Here is an 18,752-nt window from a genome sequence, read left to right on the forward strand (position 1 = left end):
TTGCGACTACACCGATCGAGGAGGCTCGGGGTGTCATGACCGGTGATCTTTCGCCCCTCCAGGAGGCGTTCCGGACCGTGATGGCCGGCGTGTGCACGCCCGTCTCGGTCGTGACGACGGTCGAGCTCTTCGGCCGACCCCACGGTTCCACCGTCAGCGCGTTCACGTCCCTGTCGATGTCACCTCCGATGGTGCTGGTCTCGCTCGACTCGGCGTCGACCCTGCTCGGAATGGTGGAGGCCACCGGTACGTTCGGCATCAACGTCCTGGCGGCCGGCCAGTCCGACGTCGCGCTGCGATTCGCGACCAAGGGCCCGGGGCGGTTCACCGGCGTGTCGTGGACGCGAGCGCACGGCGCGGCGCGGCTGGACGGGATCGCCTCGTGGCTGGCGTGCTCGGTCGCCGACATCGTCGAGGGCGGCGACCACCGCATCCTGCTGGGCGACGTCGTCTCGGCGGCGGCCTCGGACCTCGAGCCGCTGACGTACCACGCCCGCACGTTCGGAACCCACCAACGGCACGGGGTGGCGTCGTGATGCGCGGACCGATCTGCGAGGGATGGCGATGAGCACGGCGACGATCACGGACGCGACGGCCCGGAACGACGACGTGGTGATCGCCGACGCGGTCAGGTCGCCGCTGGGGACCTGCCGGGCCGGGGGCACCATCGCCGGGATGAGCCCCGGCGTCCTGCTCGCCCAGTCGGCGTCGGCGCTCCTCGAGCGGGTCCCGATCGAGCCGGCGGCCGTCACCAAGGTCCTGATGGCCGGCGGCCCCGGCTTCGACAACCTCGCCCGGCAGGCCTGCTCGATCATCGGGGTGTCGGCGCCGCCCCGCGGTGACGCCGCGTGCGCAGCACCGGGATCCATCGTCCGGACCGCTGCACGGGCCATCGGCCGTCGCGACGTCGTCCTGGTGCTCGCGACGGCCGCTCCCTGGCCTCAACCACCACTGCTCACCTCGCGCGGTCTCCGTGAGGCCGAACTGCTGGCGTCCCGGTGGGGGCTCGACCGGGAAGAGCTCGACACCTATGCCCGGCAGTCCAGGCAACGGGCCCGCGAGGTCGCGGACATGGGCGAGTTCGGCCCGGAGATCATCCCCGCGGTCGCCTGGACGACGCGCTCCTGCAAGGTCGTCACGGCGGACGAGACGATCGGCGACGCCGTCGCACCGGGGTTCCCACAGCCCGGCCGCCACCTGCACGCCGGCAACATCAGCCATCCCGCCGTCGGTGCGGCCGTGACGATCCTGATGGGCAGCGAGCGGGCGCTGGAGCTGGGCATCCGGCCACGCGCTCGCATCGTCGCGCTGGCCGAGTCGCACGGACCGGGGCCGGACGGTTGCGGTCCCGTCGACGCGTCACGCCTCGTCTTCGACCACACCGGGCTCGACCCCGACGACCTCGACCACTACGAGATCAGCGAGGTGTACTCGTCGATCCCGCTGGCGTGGTCGCGCGAGTTCAACGCCGACATGAACCGGTTCAACCCTCGTGGTGGCTCGATCGGCCTCGGCCGGCCGGGCCCCGCCGCCGGCCTGCGGTCCCTGGCCACGACGCTGTCGGCCCTGGCGGCCACGGGAGGCCGGCTGGCCATCCAGGCGTCGGAGGGCCGGGGCAACACGGGCTCGGCGTTCCTGATCGAGTACCTGCCGCGCGCCTGCTGCTCCCGAGACGTGCGACGCGCGGACCCCGGCGCATCGGCGACGGCACCCGCGGCGACGGCACGTGGTCGCCACGATCGGGTGGGCGTCTGAGCCCGGATCCGCGCGCCATCCTGTCCGTGTCGTCCGCCGGAGCGGTTCACCTCGAGCCGACGAGAAGCCGGTCCACCAGGACCGGCACCGGGTCCGGGCCGGCGCCGTCGAGCACCGTCCACGGGCTCAGCCAGCCGGCGTCGGCGAGCTGCCGGTAGACGGCGTCGGTGCGGGCCTGCAGGCCGTCGTCGCTCTCGTAGGCGTCGCGCTCGCGGCCGGGCTCGGTCGCCTCCCGGGACCGGGCCCGCTCGGCGGCGAGCTCGCGGGGCGGGGCGAGGAGGAGCTGGTGGTCCGGCACCGGGATGCCGAACCGCTCGACCTCCAGGGCGTGGATCCACGCGACGACCTCGCCGCCGGCGTCCTGGCCGAGCCGGGCGGCGCTGTACGCGGCGTTCGAGGCGACGTAGCGGTCCACGAGCAGGACGTCGTGCGCGGCCAGTGCCGCCCGCAGCCCGGCCGCGGCGCCCCGGCGGTCCAGCGCGAACAGCACGGCCATGGCGTGCACCGACGACGCCAGGTCGCCCATCCGCCCGTACAGGGCGTCCCGGGCGAGCTCGGCGTGCACGTCGTCGTCGTAGCGGGGGAAGGCCGCCGCCGTCACCGAGGCCCCGGCCGCCCGCAGGGCACCGGTCAACCGCCCGGCGAACGTGCGCTTCCCGGCGCCGTCCAGCCCCTCGATGACCACCAGCCGCCCCACGGCCCCGCAGCCTAGAGGGTGCCGATCCGCCGGACGCGCGGCCAGGTCGTCGCGAACCCCGGATGCAGCTCCAGCCCGCCGAGGTGGTCGGTGCGCACCCAGCGCAGCTCGATGCTCTCGGTGCCGCGGACCCGTACCGGCGGCGCCTCCACCGCCCGCACCACGACCGTCGTGTAGGTCCAGCCGCCGTGGTCGTCCACGTAGGAGTCCATGATCTCCACGGCTCCGACGTCGAGCGTGCTCTCCTCGCCGGCCTCGCGCAGCGCGGTCGCCGGGGCGGACTCGCCCCGGTCGCGGGCGCCGCCGGGGATGCCCCACGTCCCGCCGTGGTGGCTCCAGGCCGCGCGGTGCTGCAGCAGGATGCGGTCCACCCCGGGCGGGTCGCCGTCGGCGCGGAACCGGACCAGCAGCCCGGCCGCGCCGAACACGCCCCAGTGCTTGTGCCCCTGCGCGCAGTGCACCCAGCCGTCGCCGGACCCGGTCGCGATCATCGCCTCCCACCCTGCACACGCCGACGGCGCGGCGGCCACCCGGGCCGCCGCGCCGTCGCGCTCTCGAAACCTCAGTACCGATGCGCGCTCCGCACGCTCCGCGCTCAGTACCGATGCGCGCTCCGCACGCTCCGCGCTCAGTACCGGTAGTGCTCCGGCTTGTACGGCCCCTCGACGTCCACGCCGATGTACTCGGCCTGGTCCTTGGTGAGGGTGGTCAGCTCCCCGCCGAGCGCCAGCACGTGCACCCGGGCGACCTTCTCGTCCAGGTGCTTGGGCAGCCGGTACACCTCGTTGTCGTACTCCTCGTGCTTGGTGAACAGCTCGATCTGGGCGATCGTCTGGTTCGCGAAGGAGTTCGACATCACGAACGACGGGTGGCCGGTCGCGTTGCCCAGGTTCATCAGGCGGCCCTCGGAGAGCACCAGGATCGTGTGCCCGTCCGGGAAGACCCACTCGTCGACCTGCGGCTTGATGTTGACCTTGTTGATGCCCGGGATCCGGGCCAGGCCGGCCATGTCGATCTCGTTGTCGAAGTGACCGACGTTGCAGAGGATCGCCTGGTGCTTCATCTTCTGCATGAGCTCGGTGGTGATGATGTCCTTGTTGCCGGTCGTGGTGACGACCACGTCGGCGGTGTGGATCACGTCCTCCACCTTCGCCACCTGGAAGCCCTCGAGCAGGGCCTGCAGGGCGCAGATCGGGTCGATCTCGGAGACGATCACGCGGCAGCCCTGGCCCGCGAGCGCCTCGGCCGAGCCCTTGCCCACGTCGCCGTAGCCGCAGACGACCGCGACCTTGCCGCCGAGCAGCACGTCGGTGGCCCGGTTCAGGCCGTCGATCAGCGAGTGCCGGATGCCGTACTTGTTGTCGAACTTCGACTTGGTGACCGAGTCGTTGACGTTGATCGCCGGGAACAGCAGCTGGCCCTGCTCGGCCAGCTGGTAGAGCCGGTTGACGCCGGTGGTGGTCTCCTCGGTGACCCCGCGGATGTCCGAGGCGATGGTGGTCCAGCGCTTCGGGTCCTCGGCCAGCGAGCGGCGCAGGGTCTCCAGGATGACCCGGTACTCGTCGGGGACCGTCAGGTCGTCGTCGGCGACGGTCGGGACCGCGCCGGCCTTCTCGAACTCGACGCCCTTGTGGACGAGCAGGGTCGCGTCACCGCCGTCGTCAAGGATCATGTTCGGGCCGACGATGTTGCCCTGCTCGTCGCGGAACTTGAACAGCTGCTCGGTGCACCACCAGTAGTCCTCGAGCGTCTCGCCCTTCCAGGCGAACACCGGGACACCCTGCGGGTTCTCCGGGGTGCCGTGCGGGCCGACGACGGTCGCGGCGGCCGCGTAGTCCTGCGTGGAGAAGATGTTGCAGGACACCCAGCGCACCTGCGCGCCCAGGCTGACCAGGGTCTCGATGAGCACCGCGGTCTGCGTGGTCATGTGCAGCGAGCCGGCGATCCGGGCACCGGCGAGCGGCTTCGCCTCGGCGTACTCCCGGCGCAGGTCGATCAGGCCCGGCATCTCGTTCTCGGCCAGCCGGATGTCCTTGCGGCCGTACTCCGCCTCGTTGATGTCGGCGATCGCGAAGTCCAGGCCGTTCACGTTCTGCAGCTTCGGGTGGCCGGTGGTCTCGGATGCGGTCATGGGGTGCGTGCGCCTCCTCGGGCGATCGGGTCGATCTCGTCCGTACGGCCGGGACGACCGGCCGGGAACCTCGAACGGGAAGGGAGCCCCGGCGACGGGGAGGCGGCGCGTGCACGAATCACGGCGACCTCCCTCCTCGTCGGAGACAGGCGCCCTTTCTCGTCCGTGCCGGGCCGGACCCCGAGCGTGGCGGCCGCCACCCCACGGGGTGCACGACCGCTGCAGCGCCTCTCGGTGCCCGGCTCTCTCGCGGGCTCCATCGTTCCCAGGCACCGCGGGGGTGTCAACCGGGCGTGATCATCCCGGCAGGCGCTCGGCGAGCAGCGACCGGGCCGCCCCGTGCCGACCGTGCGCGGCGAGCAGGCCCGCCGGGGCCAGCACCGACTCGCTGTCCACCCGGACCTCCACCTGCGCGAGCGCGGGCAGCAGCACCGGGTCGTGACGCACCGTCCCGGCGACCGCGGCGAGCCCGGCCGGGTCCCGCTGGCGGAACACCCCACCGGTCAGGACGACGAGACCGATCTCACCGTGCGCGTCCGGCGGCGGGGCGGCACCGGGTTCGGTGGCGACCGCGCCGACCGGGACGCCCGCGTCGAGCCGGCCCGTGTACCGCAGGTGCCTGCGCAGCGCGACGACGGCGGCGACCGCGGCCAGCCTGCGGTCCTCCGCCGCGGCACCCCGGTCGGCCGGCACCGCCGGCCCGGACCCCTCCAGCGCGGCGACCGCCGGGCCGAGCAGGTCGGCCTCGACCGGATCCATGATCCCCTCGGTCTGGCCCTCGACGAGGACGCCGCCCGCACCGTCCCGGACCCCGAGGTCACCCTCGACCGTCATGACGGCCGGCCCGCCCGACGGTGTGGCCAGGTGCACGTCCGTCGTCGCCGACCCGACGTCGACCACGACCACCCGGGAGCCGGTGAGCCGGGCCAGCGCCTCGGCCCCGGCGGCCACCGCGGCCGGCGTCCGGGTCGGGGCGAGCGCCGCGAACCGGCCCGGCCCTGGCCGCATGCCGAGCACCTGGCGGGCGTAGAGATCGGCGACGGCGTCGCGCACCGGGCCGGGCACGATCTCGCCGGGCCGCGGCACGAGGTCGGGGCACGTCGTCACCGCGCGCCCGCCTGCCCGGAGCAGGCCGAGCGCGTCGTCACGCAGGTCGTCGGCCACCGCCAGCAGGACCGGCCAGCGGCCCCGGATCCGGGCCAGCCGGCGCGCGTTGTGCAGCAGGACGCCCGGATCGTCACCGGCGGAGCCGCCGAGCAGCAGGACCGCGCCGGGCCGCTGCCCGGCCAGCTCGCGGGCACCGTCGCTCTCCAGCGGCCCGGCGTGCACGCCGACCACCCGGGCCCCGGCCGAGTGGCACACCCGGTGTCCCGCCTCGGTCGAGGTGAGCCGCTCCGCCCCGACGACGGCCAGCCGCAGCGGCCCGCCCGCCGAGGAGCAGGCCAGCACGTCCGGGGCGAGGCCGCCGGCCCGCCGGCCGACCGAGGCGACGGCCGCGGCGACCGCGGCGTCGATGCCCTCCAGCACGTCCGCGGTCGTGGGGTGCTCGGCGAAACCCTCCGGGGTGCCGTCCGGGCGGATCAGCACCGCCTTCGTCCAGGACGAGCCGACGTCCAGGCAGACCGCGGCGGAGTCCGGGGTTCCCGGGCCCGCGGAACGCGGATCGGTCATGGACGGCGAGCCTAGTGCGCCGTGGACCCGATCGGGACGGGCTCGCGCCGCGGACGACGACGGCGGCGCCCCGGAGTCCGGGACGCCGCCGCCGTCGTCGTGGGTCGTGGGTCGGTCAGGCCTTGTCGCCGGTCAGCACCCGGCTGTGCCGGCGGCCGTAGAGGAAGTAGACGGCCGTGCCGATGATCATCCAGAGGATGAACCGCAGCCAGGTGGAGCCCGGCAGGAACAGCGCCACCGCGAAGCACAGGATCGCCGAGAGGATCGGCAGGACCGGCATCAGCGGCACCCGGAACGTGCGGTGCAGGTCGGGCCGGGTCCGCCGGAGCACGATGACGCCGATCGACACCAGCACGAACGCGGCCAGGGTGCCGATGTTGACGAGGTTGGCGAGCTCGGTCAGCTCCAGGAAGCCGCTGAGGGCCGCGGCCACCACACCGGTGATGATCGTCAGCCGGTACGGGGTGCGGAACGTCGGGTGCACCTTGCCCAGCGCCGGCGGCAGCAGGTGGTCGCGGCTCATCGCGAACGCCACCCGGGTCTGGCCGAGCATCAGCGTCATGATCACGACGGTGAGCCCGATCAGGATGCCGAGCGAGATGATGAACTCCGCCGCCGGTACGCCGGTCGCCGCCATCGCGGCCGCCGCGGGCGCCTCCACGCCGAGCTGGTCGTACGGCAGGATCCCGGTGTAGATCAGCGACACGATGATGTAGAGCACGGTCGCGATCGCCAGCGAGGCGATGATCCCGATCGGCATCGTCCGCTGCGGGTTCTTCACCTCCTCGGACAGCGTCGCGACGATGTCGAAGCCCAGGTAGGCGAAGAACACGATCGCCGCACCGGTGAACACGCCGGTCAGGCCGAAGCCGGTGTCGATGCCGAAGATCTGCAGCAGCAGCGGCTGCCCGCCGACGGCCTCGGAGTAGTCGGCCGGCTGCGACGGCGGGATGAACGGCGTCCAGTTCGCGCCGGACACGTAGAAGGCGCCGATGAGGATGATGCCGGCGACGATCAGCAGCTTGAGCGTGGTGATCGTGGCGTTCACCCACGCCGACAGCTTGATCCCGATGATCAGCACGACCATCATCGCCAGCGCGACGAACACCGCGGGCAGGTCGATCACCCCGCCGCTGCCGGGGCCGCCCGAGATGGCCTCGGGCACCTCGAGCCCCAGTCCGCCCAGGACGCTGTCGAAGTACCCGCTCCAGCCCTTGGCGACCGTGGCCGCGCCGAGCGTGAACTCCAGGATCAGGTCCCAGCCGATCATCCAGGCGATGAACTCGCCCATCGAGGCGTAGGAGAACGTGTACGCGCTGCCCGCGACCGGCACCGTCGAGGCGAACTCCGCGTAGCAGAGCGCCGCGAGGGCACACACGATGCCGCTGACCAGGAAGGACAGTGAGACAGCCGGGCCCGAGTACAGGGCCGCCGCCTCACCCGCGAGGACGAAGACACCGGTGCCGATCAGCACGCCGATGCCCATGACCGTGAGCTGTACCGGTCCGAGGGCCTTCTTGAGCTGGAACTCCGGTTCTTCGGTGTCCAGGATTGCTTGCTCCACCGTCTTGGTGCGGAACATGCCGCCACCACGGTTCGTGACCGTCATGGGCGGTGAAGCTACGGCCGCGGTGCGGGCTTCGTCACGCACACGGGGGAAGATTTAGGGTCACGATAAGGTTGCGCATCCGGGCGGGCCGTGCTCGACGACGGCGGGTTGCCGGAGCCCGGCAGCGGACGTGTTCCCGGCCGTGGTCGATCTGTACGGCTGCGCCCGTGAGGGGGCGGGAACGCGCTACTCGACGGGCGCCGCGCGGTCGATCAGCACGACACCGCCCTGGCGCGGGCAGGAAAGGGCTACTCGACGGGCATCGCCCCGTCGATCAACACTCTCGCGCCCCGCCAAGGAGAGAAACGCGCCCCTCGAACCGGGCAGTCGATCCGGCACCCGGCGCGGTCCGGACCGGCCTCAGAGCGCGTCGCCGGCCAGGAACACCGTGGCGCCCGCGTCGCCGGTGGTCAGCACCGCGCCGGTGTCGGTGGCGGCCAGGAACACCGCCGCGCCGCGCGGCAGCTCCACCGTGCTGCCGTGCACCTCCACCGCGGCCTCGCCCGCCGTGCACAGCATGATCCGGGCACCGGTGCCGGGCACGTCGAGCTTGTCCCGGCCGGTGGTGTCGGCCCGGCGCAGCAGGAACTCCTCGACGGGCACCTCGTAGCGCTGCCAGCCGTCGGTGCCCGGGTCGGGGGACGGCCGCCGGACCGGGGGCGGCGGCGCGGCGAAGTCGAGCACCCGCAGCAGCTCCGGGACGTCGACGTGCTTGGGGGTCAGGCCGCCACGCAGCACGTTGTCCGAGTTCGCCATCAGCTCGATGCCGGCCCCGGTCAGGTACGCGTGCAGGTTCCCGGCCGGCAGGTACAGCCCCTCCCCGGGCTTCAGGGTGATCCGGTTGAGCAGCAGCGCGGCGAGCACGCCGGCGTCGTTCGGGTAGCGCTCGGAGAGGTCGAGGACCATCTTCGCCTCGCCCTCCCACGCACCGGGGTCGCCCGCCAGCAGGCGGACCGCTCCCTCCTGCAGGGCCGGGACGAGGCTGTCGAGCATCGACTGGGGCAGCGTGATCCAGGTGGTGAACAGCGCGCGCAGGCCGTCCGGGCCGGGCTGGCCGGCGAGCAGGTCGACGTGCGGCGCCAGCTGCGGCACGTCCAGCGCGCGGAGCAGCGCGACGGTGCGGTTGGGCTCGCGGAACCCGACGAGCGCGACGAAGTCGGTGAGCGCGCAGAGCAGCTCCGGCTTGTGGTTGGCGTCGCGGTAGTTGCGGTCCGGTGCGTCGACGGCGATCCCGGCGGCGTTCTCCCGGGCCCAGCCCTCACGGGCTTGCTCCAGGCTCGGGTGTGCCTGCAGCGACAGCGGCTCCTCGGCGGCGAGGACCTTGAGCAGGAACGGGAGCCTGCCCTCCCAGCGGTCCCGCCCGGGCCCCAGCGCGGCCGCCGGGTCGTCGGCGATGAGCTCGCACAGCGGGCGCGGCGCGCCGCGGCCCTGGACGGTCGACGGTGCCGCCGGGTGCGCGCCCAGCCACAGCTCGGCCTGCGGGTGCGGGGACGGCACCGGTTCGCCGAGGAGGTCGGCGATCACGGTCCGCGACCCCCAGGCGTAGGTCCGGATCGGGTTCTCCAGCAGTTCCACGGGTCTCCCGGGGTCAGTGCACTCAGGTGTCAGGTGGCGAGCGTGGCGCGGGTGGCCAGGCCCAGGTAGACGGCGGCGATGTCGGCCCGTACCGCGAGCACGCCGGCGCGGCGCAGCACGGCGTCCGGGGTGCCGCGGGGCACCTCCTCCACGGGGTGGGCCACGTCGGCGGTCGGCCATTCACGGCCGAGGACGCGCCGGCTGACCAGCTGCGGGTCCTCCTCGCCGGTGCCGAGCAGCACCAGCCGGGGCGGTGGGGCCGCGTCACCCGGGGCCGGGTCGTCGAACGGGTCGTGGAAGACGTCCCGCTCGCGGTCCGCCACGTCGACGGCCACGCGCAGCCCGGCGAGCGTGCCGGCCTGGCCGAGGATCTCGGCGTGCGCGACGACGCCCGCGTGCGTGGCCAGCGCGGCCGCACCGTGCCGGGCGACGGCGGCGGCCGCCGCGTCGACCCCCCACAGCAGCGGGGTCCGCTCGGCCAGCCGCAGCGCGAGCGACTTGGCGGGGTTCACGAACGGCTCGTGGCCGGGCTGGCTGCGCTCGGCCTCGGCGTCGAGGGCCTCGGCCAGCGCGTCGAGGTCGGGGGCCGGTGAGATCAGCTCGAGCTCGGCGACGGTGACGAGCGCGACGGCGAGTGCCTGGGCGAAGCCGAGACCGCCGGGGAGCGGGATCCGCGGCTCCACCAGCCGGGCGCGGCCGGCTCCGGCCTGGGCGACCGGGCCGGTGTCCGGGGTGGACAGGATCACCTCGGCGCCGCGGCGGACCGCGACCGCCACCGAGTCGGCCAGCTCCGGGTCCACCGGATCGCCGGTGTGCGCGACGACGACGTCCAGCGGACCGATCCAGCCGGGCACCCGGTCGGCGTGCACGACCGGGACCGGGCAGCGGTCGCCCAGCAGCGCGGTCACCAGGTCGGCGACGGCGCCCGACACCCCCGGCCGGCGCAGGAACACCAGTGCCCGCGGCCGGTGCCCGCGCAGGCGCTCCAGCCCCGCCTCCGCGCAGGCTTGCACGGCGGACCGGACCTGGGCGCCCGCGGTCGCGGCGGCCCGCAGGACACCGGTGGTGTCCCGGGCGGCCAGCTGGCCCGGATCGGCCAGCAGGGTGTCGTCGAGCACGCCGTTCACCCGTCGTCCCTCGCCGGCCCGGTACCCGGGAGGGCCTCGTCCAGCAACAGGACCGGGATCCCGCCGGTGACCGGGTAGGAGCGTCCGCAGTCGGTGCAGGTGAGCGTGCCGTCCCCGGGCGTCAGGGGCGCGTGCGCGTCGCACGGGCAGGCCAGGATCTCCAGCAGCTGCGGGTCGAGCTGTACGGACACGGTTCTCCTCGTCGTCTGGTCTCGGACGTCGATGCTGCCACCACGCCCCGTCACCGCGCGGCATCCGACCGGGTGCCGGCGATACCCGCCCCGGTCACCGGGGGTACCCACGGTCAGGATCGGACGACCGCGAGCACCTCGTCGACCAGCGCGCGGACCGCCGCGTCGTCGGCCGCCTCCACGTTGAGCCGCAGCAGCGGCTCGGTGTTCGACGCCCGCAGGTTGAACCACGAACCGTCCGCCAGCGTGACGGTGAGGCCGTCGAGCCGGTCCAGCTCGACCCCGTCCCGGGAGCCGAAGACCTCCTCGATCTCGGCGACCGTCGCGGCCTGGTCGGTGACCGTGGAGTTGATCTCACCGGAGGCGGCGTAACGGTCGTAGCCCGCCATCAGCCCCGACAGGGGGCCGCGACCGGCCGCCCGGTGCTCGCCCAGCGCCGCCAGCAGGTGCAGCGCGGCGAGCATCCCGGAGTCGGCCTTCCAGAAGTCCCGGAAGTAGTAGTGCGCCGAGTGCTCGCCGCCGAACACCGCGCCGGTCTCGGCCATCGTCTGCTTGATGAACGAGTGCCCGACCCGGGTGCGGACCGGCCGGCCGCCGTGCTCGGCGACCAGCTCGGGGACCGCCCGGGAGGTGATCAGGTTGTGGATCACGGCGACGTCGGTCTCGCCGGCCGCGCTGGCGCGGTCCAGCTCGCGCGCGGCGACCAGGCCGGTGATCGCGCTGGGGCTGACCGCCTCGCCGCGCTCGTCCACGGCGAAGCACCGGTCGGCGTCGCCGTCGAAGGCCAGGCCCAGGTCGGCGCCCTCCATGACGACGGCCTTCTGCAGGTCCACCAGGTTCGCCGGGTCGAGCGGGTTCGCCTCGTGGTTCGGGAAGGTGCCGTCGAGCTCGAAGTAGAGCGGCACGAGGCGCACGTTCAGGCCGTCGAACACGGTCGGGACGGTGTGCCCGCCCATGCCGTTGCCGGCGTCGACGACGACGGTCAGCTCCGGGCCGCCGTCCAGCGACGACAGGTCGACCAGCGAGCGCAGGTGCCGCGCGTAGGCGGTGAGCAGGTCCTCGGTGCGGACCGTCCCGGTCGCGGCGCCGGCCGGGACGCCCTCGGCGAGGAACCGGGCGGCCTCGTCGCGGATGGTGGCGAGCCCGCTGTCCTGGCCGATCGGGACGGCACCGGCCCGGCAGAGCTTGATGCCGTTGTAGCGGGCCGGGTTGTGGCTGGCGGTGAACATCGCGCCCGGCAGGTCCTGCGACCCGGAGCCGAAGTAGAGCATGTCGGTGCTGGCCAGGCCGATGTCGACGACGTCGAGCCCCTGCCCGGTGACGCCGTCGGCGAAGGCAGCTGCCAGGGCGGGTGAGCTGTCGCGCATGTCGCGTCCGACGATCACCGCCGCCGGGGCCGGGCGGTCGGCCGCGACCAGCCGTGCGGTCGCCGCGCCGAGCGCGCGCGCCGTCGGTTCGTCCAGCTGGTCGCCGACGACACCGCGGATGTCGTAGGCCTTCACGATCGCCGAGAGGTCGGGCACGGCGTCTGACCCTAGCGCAGCGGGTTCACCCGTCCGCGCAGGTCCCGGGGCCGTGACGGTCCGGCACGACCCGTCACGGAGCGTTCAGCCGTGCCAGGCCGGTCAGTCGTCGTCACCGGGGGCCGGCAGGACCCGCAGGTGCCCGCGCCGTCCGGTGCCGCCGGGCCGGGCCACCACCTCGACCGGCCGGTCCACCCGGCCCGCCTCGCGGACGGCGTCGGCGAGCGCGGTCAGGTCCTCGCCGCTGTGCTGGGGCGGGGCGAACTCGCCCTCGAACCGGACGACCTCCCAGCCGCGGGGCGCGGTGAGGTTGTGCGCGTGCGCGGTGCACAGGTCGTAGGAGTGCGGTTCGGGCTGCGTGGCCAGCGGGCCGACGACCGCGGTGGAGTCGGCGTAGACGTAGGTGAGCGTGGCGACGGCGAGCTCGGTGCAGCCCGTCCGTGAACATCTCCGCACACTCAACACACCGGGGACGATAGCCCGTACCCGTCCGTCCTCCGTACTGCGACGCGCACCCGTGGTGGAGCCGTCGTCCGGCCGGGGCCCGTCGCGGCTCGGCTCACCGGGGCATCCGGCCTAGAATGCCCGGGTGTCCACCGCGAACCGCCTGCTGCGCCGTACCCCCCGCCGCCGGGACCGCCGCGGCCGGGGCCTGCGCGGGTTGATGTACCCGGTGACCACACCCGCGTTCCGGACCCGGGCCGAACGCTTCGACGCGAAGGTCCTCGAGGCCCTCGAACCGATCGAGGCCCGCTGGGGGCCGGAGCTGGCCGATGTGGACCTGGCCGTCGACGACGTGCCGGCCGTCGACCGGACGTCGCCGGACGAGGTCGTGTGGGGTGCCGGGGTGCTGGCCGACGTCGGCGTGCCGCTGGCGCACCTGGTGCCGGCCGGGGTCGACTCCGCCGGGCTGCCGACCCGGGCCCGGATCGTGCTCTACCGGCGCCCGCTCGAGGCGCGCGCCCGCAACGGCGAGGACCTCGCCGACCTCGTGCACGAGGTCCTCGTCGAGCAGGTCGCCGAGTACCTCAACATCGAGCCCGACGCCGTCGACGGCGGCTGACGGGCCGGGCCCGCACACGACGACGCCCGGGGCGCCTGTCGGCACCCCGGGCGTCCGTGGCTCGTCCCCCGTCCGGGCTAGTGCCCCGTCACGCAACGTCGGTGCGGAAATCGGTGGATCCAGGGGTTCGCCGGCAAGGCGCCGGCCGGGCCCAGTACCGGGCGTACTCGGCCCGGTCGGCAACGCCGCCGGCGGGCGCCTGGGCCGCCGAGTTCCGTGCCGAACGTTGCGTGACGGGGCACTACACCGCGGCGCGGCGCAGCCGGCGCCGCTCCCGCTCGGACAGCCCGCCCCAGATCCCGAACCGCTCGTCCTGGGCCAGCGCGTAGTCCAGGCACTCGGCCCGCACCTCGCACCCGGCGCAGATGCGCTTGGCCTCCCGCGTGGAGCCGCCCTTCTCCGGGAAGAACGCCTCCGGGTCGGTCTGCGCACACAGCGCGCGCTCCTGCCAGTCCGGCACCTCGTCCCCGGATGCCTCGTCCAGCAGCAGATTCTTCAGATCCAGTACCTGCGCCACCCGGTCGTGATCCTCGGTGACCGGCTGCAGTGCCCCCTCGGCCACCGCCGGCCGCAGCATCCGCATGAATCCCTCGACGTCGTCCACTCGCCCACCTCCCCGCAATGCACCGGCGAATGACACCGCTGTAAGTACAGCGCTGACGTTCGCTCGGTGCAAGCCGGCTCTGCCGAACGAGTGAAGGCCCACGTCGCTGTGTTTAGGCCGTCGGGGAGGATGGGTACGTGCCAGCCCTCACCCGCCGCGTCAGCCCGTGGTTCCTGCTCCTCGTCGGCGTCACCGTGCTCGGGGGCGTGCTCGCCGCGGCCGCGGTACCCGCCCGCTCCGAGGCGATGGCCGTCGCCGGGGTCTTCGTGATCGTGCTGGCCGGCTGGGCCGTGTCGCTCTGCCTGCACGAGTTCGGCCACGCGATCACGGCCTACCGCGGCGGCGACACGTCGGTGGCCGCGAAGGGCTACCTGACCCTCGACGTCCGCCGCTACACCGATCCCGGGCTGTCCCTCGTGCTCCCGCTGATCATTCTGCTGGTCGGTGGGCTGCCGCTTCCCGGCGGGGCCGTGTGGATCAACCAGTGGGCGCTGCGGTCCCGGGCCCGGCGGAGCGCGGTCTCGATGGCCGGGCCGGTGGCCAACCTCGTGCTCGGGATCGTGCTGATCGTCGTCGTGGGCGTGTTCCCCGCCATGCCGACACCGGTCGCGGCCGGGCTGTCGGCGCTGGCCCTGTTCCAGATCGTCGCCTTCGTGCTGAACATGCTCCCGGTGCCCGGGCTGGACGGCTGGGGCGCGCTGGAGCCGTACCTGCCGGTGCCGGCGCAACGGTTCGGTGAGCGGGTCCGGCCGTGGGCCCCGCTGGCGCTGCTGGCGCTGCTGCTGTTCGTGCCGGGGGTCAGCACGCTGTTCTTCGCCGGGACGCAGATCCTCTACACGCTCGCCGGCGGGGACGCCCGGCTGGCCGGGCAGGGGTTCAGAGCACTGTTCTTCTGGCAGAACCTCTAGCCGCGGCCACCATCGCGGCGAGGGTGTCGCCGTCGCCGGGCAGCCCGTCGACCGGCCACCACCGCAGGTCGAGCGACTCGTCGCTGATCCGCGGCTGCGCGCCGGTCGGGGCGCGGACCAGGTAGCGGACGTCGAGGTGCCGGGTCGGGACGCCGAGCGAGCAGGTGACCGGGTGGACGTCGACGTGCAGCGGGTGCTCGCCGATCTCCAGCCCGGCGATGCCGGACTCCTCGGTCGCCTCCCGCAGCGCCGCCGCGCGCAGGCTCTCGTCGCGGGGCTCGCAGTGGCCGCCGAGCTGCACCCAGCGGCCCACCCGGGGGTGCAGGGTGAGCAGCGTGTGCGTGCCGTCGGCGTCGAGGACCAGCGCGGACGCGGTCAGGTGACCGGGCACGCAGGACCGGTCGCACGCGTCGTCCGGGCGGGTGTCGAGGAAGGCCAGCAGGGCGTGCTTGAGCGCACGCTGGTCCTCGCCCTCCGGGTCCCACGCGCCGAGCTCCCGCGCCGCCGTCGCCGCAGCTACCACCGTGCCTCCTCTGCTCTGCTCACCTCTGCGCACCACCCCGGCCCGCGGCTCCGCACGGCCCCCGTCAGAGCTCGATCAGGCCGTCGTGCGGGTCGCGGGGCGCGCGGGGCTCCAGCGGTTCCGCGGGCACCCCGACCGCCACCGCGCCGAGGGCCTCCCAGTCCGCGGGCAGGTCCAGTGCGGCCCGCGCCACGTCCGGCGCGAAGATCGTCGACCCGACCCAGCAGGACGCGAGCCCCTCCGCGGCCAACGCCACCAGCAGCGCCTGGACCGCGGCCCCTCCGGCGACGGTGAACATGTCCCGCTCGGCCGCGTCCCGGGCGTCGCCGTAGGCGTGCATGCCCTCGCGGGACCGGAACGCCAGCACCAGCTCCGGGGCCCGGCGCAGCAGGTCCCCGCGCGCCAGGCGGCGTTCGATCTCGTCGGCCGGGCGGCCGTCGGCGGCGAGGTCGGCCCGCCAGCGTGCCCGCAGCGCGTCCAGCACGGCGGCCCGGCGCTCCGGGTCGCGCAGCCACACGAACCGGAACGGGGTGCTGTGGTGCGGGGCGGGCGCGGTGAGCGCGGTGCCCACGGCGCGGCGCAGGGCCTCCGGGTCGACCGGGTCGGCGGCGAACGAGCGGGTGCTGCGCCGCAGCAGCACCGCCTCCCGGCGGCCTCGCGCGATCGCCTCGTCCGTGCCGAGCCAGAACAGGTCGTCCTCGAGCGGCCGGACGAGGTCGCGGGCGGTGCTGCCGTCGTCGTCGAGGCGCATGCCGCGCACGACGGCCACCGGCACCCCGCCGAGCTTGCCCTTCACCAGGTCCGCGGCCGCGGCGAGCTCGTCGGCGACCGCGATCTCGGTGACGAGCAGGTCGTTGCCCTGGGCGTCGACCGCGCCGCCGTAGCGGTGCAGCACCGGCACCCCGGCCGAGCCGATGGCGACGTCGGTCTGCCCGACCCGCCAGGTCCGGCCCAGGGTGTCGGTGACGACGACGCCGACCGTCACGCCGAGCCGGTCGCGCAGCCCGTCCCGGAGGGCGGCGGCGGAGGCGTCCGGGTCGGCGGGCAGCAGGGCGAGCTCGTCGCGGCGCACGTTCGACCCGTCCACCCCGGCGGCCGCCTGCACGACGCCGAGCTTCCCCGCGACGATCACGGTCTTCCCGCGCCGGGCCAGGATCCGCTCGGTCTCGCCGTCGACCAGGCTGCGGCGCAGCGCGTCGCGTTCCTGCTCGTCGGCCGGGGCCGGGACCAGGCGTCCCTCGACCTTGGAGAACACCTTGCTGGTCACGACGAGGACGTCGCCGTCGGCGAGCCAGGGCAGGTGCTCGGCCAGCGCGGCGGTGAGGTCGTCGCCGGGACGGAACTCGGGCAGCCCGGGGACCGCGACGATCTCCAGGCCGGACGCCGCGTGGTCGGGGAACTCAGTCGACACGCACGCCCGCCAGGTCGAACGCGGCCCGGGCCATGGCGGCGGTGGCCTCGGTGCCGGTCATCAGCAGCGGCACCTCGCGGACGGTCGCGCCGGGCACGGTCGCGGTGTCGCCGGTGTGCACGAGGTAGCCGTCGAGCAGCCCGCCCTCGCCGCGGCCGCCGTAGTGCCGGCCCACCCCCTCCGCGCTGGTCTCGACGCCGATCGCGGTCAGGCACCGGTCGGCCATCCCGCGGACCGGAGCCCCGCCGACGATCGGGGACAGCCCGACGACCGGCGCGGGGGTCGCGGCGAGTGCCTGCGCCACACCGGGGACCGACACGATCGTGCCGATGGACACGACCGGGTTGGACGGGGCGACCAGCACGACGTCGGCGCCGGCGATCGAGGCCCGCGCGTCCGGGAGGATCCCGGCCTGGTCGGCGCCCACCGAGGCGAACCGGTAGGCCTTGGGCTCGGCGCGGTGCCGGATCCACCACTCCTGGAAGTGGACGGCGACCTGCGGCGCGGCCTCGTCGTCGGCCGGCGCGTCCGGGTTGTCGATCACCACGTGGGTCTCGACCCGGTCGTCGGTGGCGGGCAGCAGCCGGACCCCGGGCCGCCAGCGGTGGCAGAGCGCCTCGGTGACCTGGGACAGCGGGTACCCGGCCCGCAGCATGCGGGTGCGGACCAGGTGGGTGGCGACGTCGCGGTCGCCGAGGCCGAACCAGGTGGGCTCGGCCTCGTAGGCCTCCAGCTCCTCCCGGATCGACCAGGTCTCGCCGGACCGGCCCCACCCCTTCGCGGTGTCGATCCCGCCGCCGAGGGTGTACATGCAGGTGTCGAGGTCCGGGCACACCCGCAGGCCGTGCAGCCAGATGTCGTCGCCGACGTTGACCACGGCGTCCACCTGGTGCGGGTGGTCGTCGACATCCCCCTCCCACCCGGGTCCGACCGCGGGCAGGCCGAGGGCGGCCTTGACGCCTTGCAGGAAGCGGGCCCCGCCGACCCCGCCGACCAGAACGGTGACCTTCACAGCCGACGACCCTACGACGCTCAGATGGCGCGGTGGTCGCGCGGGGAGAACCGGGGGCCGAACCGGGGCCGCCGGAACCCGGAGGCCTCGATGTAGCGCACGGCCCGCTGCCGCTGCGGGGCGTACGGGCGCAGCACCTCCAGCAGGCCGGCGTCGTCGAGGTCGTGGCCCAGCAGCGCCCAGCCCACGGTGTTCGGGATGTGGAAGTCGCCGAAGCTGACCGCGTCCGGGTCGCCCCACACCCGCTGGGCGACCTCGGCCGCCGTCCACACCCCGATCCCGGGGACCCGCCGCAGGAGCTCCCGTCCGGCCTCGCCGCCCAGCTCGGCCGCGCGTTCCAGGCGGTGCGCGACGACGGCGGCGTTGAGGATCGCGGACCGCCGCGCGTGGTCGACGCCGGCCCGGTGCCACTCCCAGTCCGGGATCGCCCGGACCTGCTCGGGGGTGGGCGGGACCCGCATGCCGTCCGGGACGATCCCGGCCGGGCCGGGCGCGGGATCACCGAACCGCCACGCGAGCTCGCGGAACGAGCGCCGGGCCTCGGTCCCGGTGACCTTCTGCTCCAGGACGGCCGGCAGCAGCGTGTCCCACACCCGGCCGCTGGCGCCGAGCCGCAGGCCGGGGCGGCGGTGCACCGCGTCGGCGACGACCGGGTGGTGCGCCACGAACCCGGCCGGGTCGTCGTCGGCGCCGAGCAGGGACGGCAGCCGGTCGATCTCCCGGGCCGCGCCGGGGCCCCAGCCGGTGGCGCGGACCGTCCCGTGCGTCCCCCCACCGGAGCGGCGGCGGATCGCGACGGTCGCGGGGCCCTCGGGCGTCGTCGACACCCGCCAGATCACGCCGCCCTCCCCGACGGTCCGCCAGGTCGGGTCGCCGCGGCCGCGGCGCAGCGGGGACAGGACGCCGTACAGGTCGAGCGGGTACGGCGGCCGCCACTCCCGGTCGAGCACCG

19 protein-coding genes are annotated in these 18,752 nt (G+C 74.5%); 4 read left to right on the top strand and 15 right to left on the bottom strand.

The window, feature by feature from the left end; translation table 11 throughout:
- The first annotated feature begins 35 nt into the window (after positions 1-35).
- Both H7X46_RS22130 and H7X46_RS22135 read left to right on the top strand, forming a co-directional pair.
- Positions 36-536, top strand: a complete 501-nt coding sequence (locus H7X46_RS22130; RefSeq protein ID WP_186361226.1) for a flavin reductase family protein — start codon at positions 36-38, stop codon at positions 534-536.
- Between the two features lie 28 nt (positions 537-564).
- Entirely contained in the window at positions 565-1,755 is a 1,191-nt protein-coding gene (locus H7X46_RS22135) for a hypothetical protein (protein ID WP_186361227.1), read from the top strand.
- A gap of 46 nt (positions 1,756-1,801) precedes the next feature.
- Here H7X46_RS22135 and H7X46_RS22140 read toward each other — a convergent pair whose 3' ends face one another.
- From H7X46_RS22140 to H7X46_RS22185, 10 genes are all read right to left on the bottom strand, one after another.
- On the bottom strand, positions 1,802-2,452 hold the full coding sequence (locus H7X46_RS22140) for a dTMP kinase (RefSeq protein WP_186361228.1): 651 nt from the start codon (positions 2,450-2,452) through the stop codon (positions 1,802-1,804).
- Positions 2,453-2,463: 11 nt separating this feature from the next.
- Complete coding sequence (locus H7X46_RS22145) at positions 2,464-2,943, bottom strand: NUDIX hydrolase (RefSeq protein WP_186361229.1); 480 nt, start codon at positions 2,941-2,943, stop codon at positions 2,464-2,466.
- A 137-nt stretch (positions 2,944-3,080) separates the two neighbouring features.
- Positions 3,081-4,583 carry an adenosylhomocysteinase gene (gene ahcY / locus H7X46_RS22150; protein ID WP_186361230.1) on the bottom strand — a complete coding sequence of 501 codons (1,503 nt, stop codon included), beginning with the start codon at positions 4,581-4,583 and terminating at the stop codon, positions 3,081-3,083.
- Between the two features lie 297 nt (positions 4,584-4,880).
- Positions 4,881-6,254, bottom strand: a complete 1,374-nt coding sequence (locus tag H7X46_RS22155; protein ID WP_186361231.1) for a glutamate mutase L — start codon at positions 6,252-6,254, stop codon at positions 4,881-4,883.
- Positions 6,255-6,369: 115 nt separating this feature from the next.
- Positions 6,370-7,863 (bottom strand): amino acid permease, encoded by a 1,494-nt coding sequence (locus H7X46_RS22160; RefSeq protein WP_186361232.1) that lies wholly within the window; start codon positions 7,861-7,863, stop codon positions 6,370-6,372.
- Between the two features lie 360 nt (positions 7,864-8,223).
- Entirely contained in the window at positions 8,224-9,438 is a 1,215-nt protein-coding gene (gene manA, locus H7X46_RS22165; protein ID WP_186361233.1) for a mannose-6-phosphate isomerase, class I, read from the bottom strand.
- A gap of 29 nt (positions 9,439-9,467) precedes the next feature.
- Positions 9,468-10,565: an SIS domain-containing protein gene (locus H7X46_RS22170; RefSeq protein WP_370588904.1), complete on the bottom strand. Its 1,098-nt coding sequence runs from the start codon at positions 10,563-10,565 to the stop codon at positions 9,468-9,470.
- On the bottom strand, positions 10,562-10,756 hold the full coding sequence (locus tag H7X46_RS22175; RefSeq protein WP_186361234.1) for a Trm112 family protein: 195 nt from the start codon (positions 10,754-10,756) through the stop codon (positions 10,562-10,564). The genes H7X46_RS22170 and H7X46_RS22175 overlap by 4 nt, the downstream gene beginning before the upstream one ends.
- A gap of 113 nt (positions 10,757-10,869) precedes the next feature.
- Positions 10,870-12,279 (bottom strand): phosphomannomutase/phosphoglucomutase, encoded by a 1,410-nt coding sequence (locus tag H7X46_RS22180; protein WP_186361235.1) that lies wholly within the window; start codon positions 12,277-12,279, stop codon positions 10,870-10,872.
- Positions 12,280-12,381: 102 nt separating this feature from the next.
- Entirely contained in the window at positions 12,382-12,735 is a 354-nt protein-coding gene (locus tag H7X46_RS22185) for a DUF3499 domain-containing protein (RefSeq protein ID WP_186362829.1), read from the bottom strand.
- Between the two features lie 133 nt (positions 12,736-12,868).
- Here H7X46_RS22185 and H7X46_RS22190 point away from each other — a divergent pair, with 133 nt between their 5' ends.
- Positions 12,869-13,342, top strand: coding sequence for a metallopeptidase family protein (locus H7X46_RS22190; protein WP_186361236.1), 474 nt, complete (start codon positions 12,869-12,871; stop codon positions 13,340-13,342).
- A gap of 241 nt (positions 13,343-13,583) precedes the next feature.
- On the opposite strand, the gene H7X46_RS22195 is transcribed toward H7X46_RS22190, so the two are convergent.
- Complete coding sequence (locus H7X46_RS22195) at positions 13,584-13,847, bottom strand: WhiB family transcriptional regulator (protein WP_186362830.1); 264 nt, start codon at positions 13,845-13,847, stop codon at positions 13,584-13,586.
- A gap of 236 nt (positions 13,848-14,083) precedes the next feature.
- Between H7X46_RS22195 and H7X46_RS22200 the strand changes: the two genes are divergently transcribed.
- On the top strand, positions 14,084-14,854 hold the full coding sequence (locus H7X46_RS22200) for a site-2 protease family protein (protein ID WP_186361237.1): 771 nt from the start codon (positions 14,084-14,086) through the stop codon (positions 14,852-14,854).
- On the opposite strand, the gene H7X46_RS22205 is transcribed toward H7X46_RS22200, so the two are convergent.
- The 4 genes from H7X46_RS22205 to H7X46_RS22220 form a co-directional block, all read right to left on the bottom strand.
- A complete protein-coding gene (locus tag H7X46_RS22205) occupies positions 14,823-15,377 on the bottom strand; it encodes an NUDIX domain-containing protein (RefSeq protein ID WP_186361238.1) in 555 nt (184 codons plus the stop codon). The two genes, H7X46_RS22200 and H7X46_RS22205, sit on opposite strands and share 32 nt — an antisense overlap.
- Positions 15,378-15,441: 64 nt before the next feature.
- Complete coding sequence (locus H7X46_RS22210; protein ID WP_186361239.1) at positions 15,442-16,788, bottom strand: coenzyme F420-0:L-glutamate ligase; 1,347 nt, start codon at positions 16,786-16,788, stop codon at positions 15,442-15,444.
- A complete protein-coding gene (cofD, locus tag H7X46_RS22215; protein ID WP_186361240.1) occupies positions 16,778-17,800 on the bottom strand; it encodes a 2-phospho-L-lactate transferase in 1,023 nt (340 codons plus the stop codon). The genes H7X46_RS22210 and cofD overlap by 11 nt, the downstream gene beginning before the upstream one ends.
- A 20-nt stretch (positions 17,801-17,820) precedes the next feature.
- Entirely contained in the window at positions 17,821-18,750 is a 930-nt protein-coding gene (locus tag H7X46_RS22220; protein WP_186361241.1) for a DNA-3-methyladenine glycosylase 2 family protein, read from the bottom strand.
- Positions 18,751-18,752: the final 2 nt, after the last annotated feature.

The organism is Pseudonocardia sp. C8 (genome assembly GCF_014267175.1).
GTDB lineage: Bacteria > Actinomycetota > Actinomycetes > Mycobacteriales > Pseudonocardiaceae > Pseudonocardia.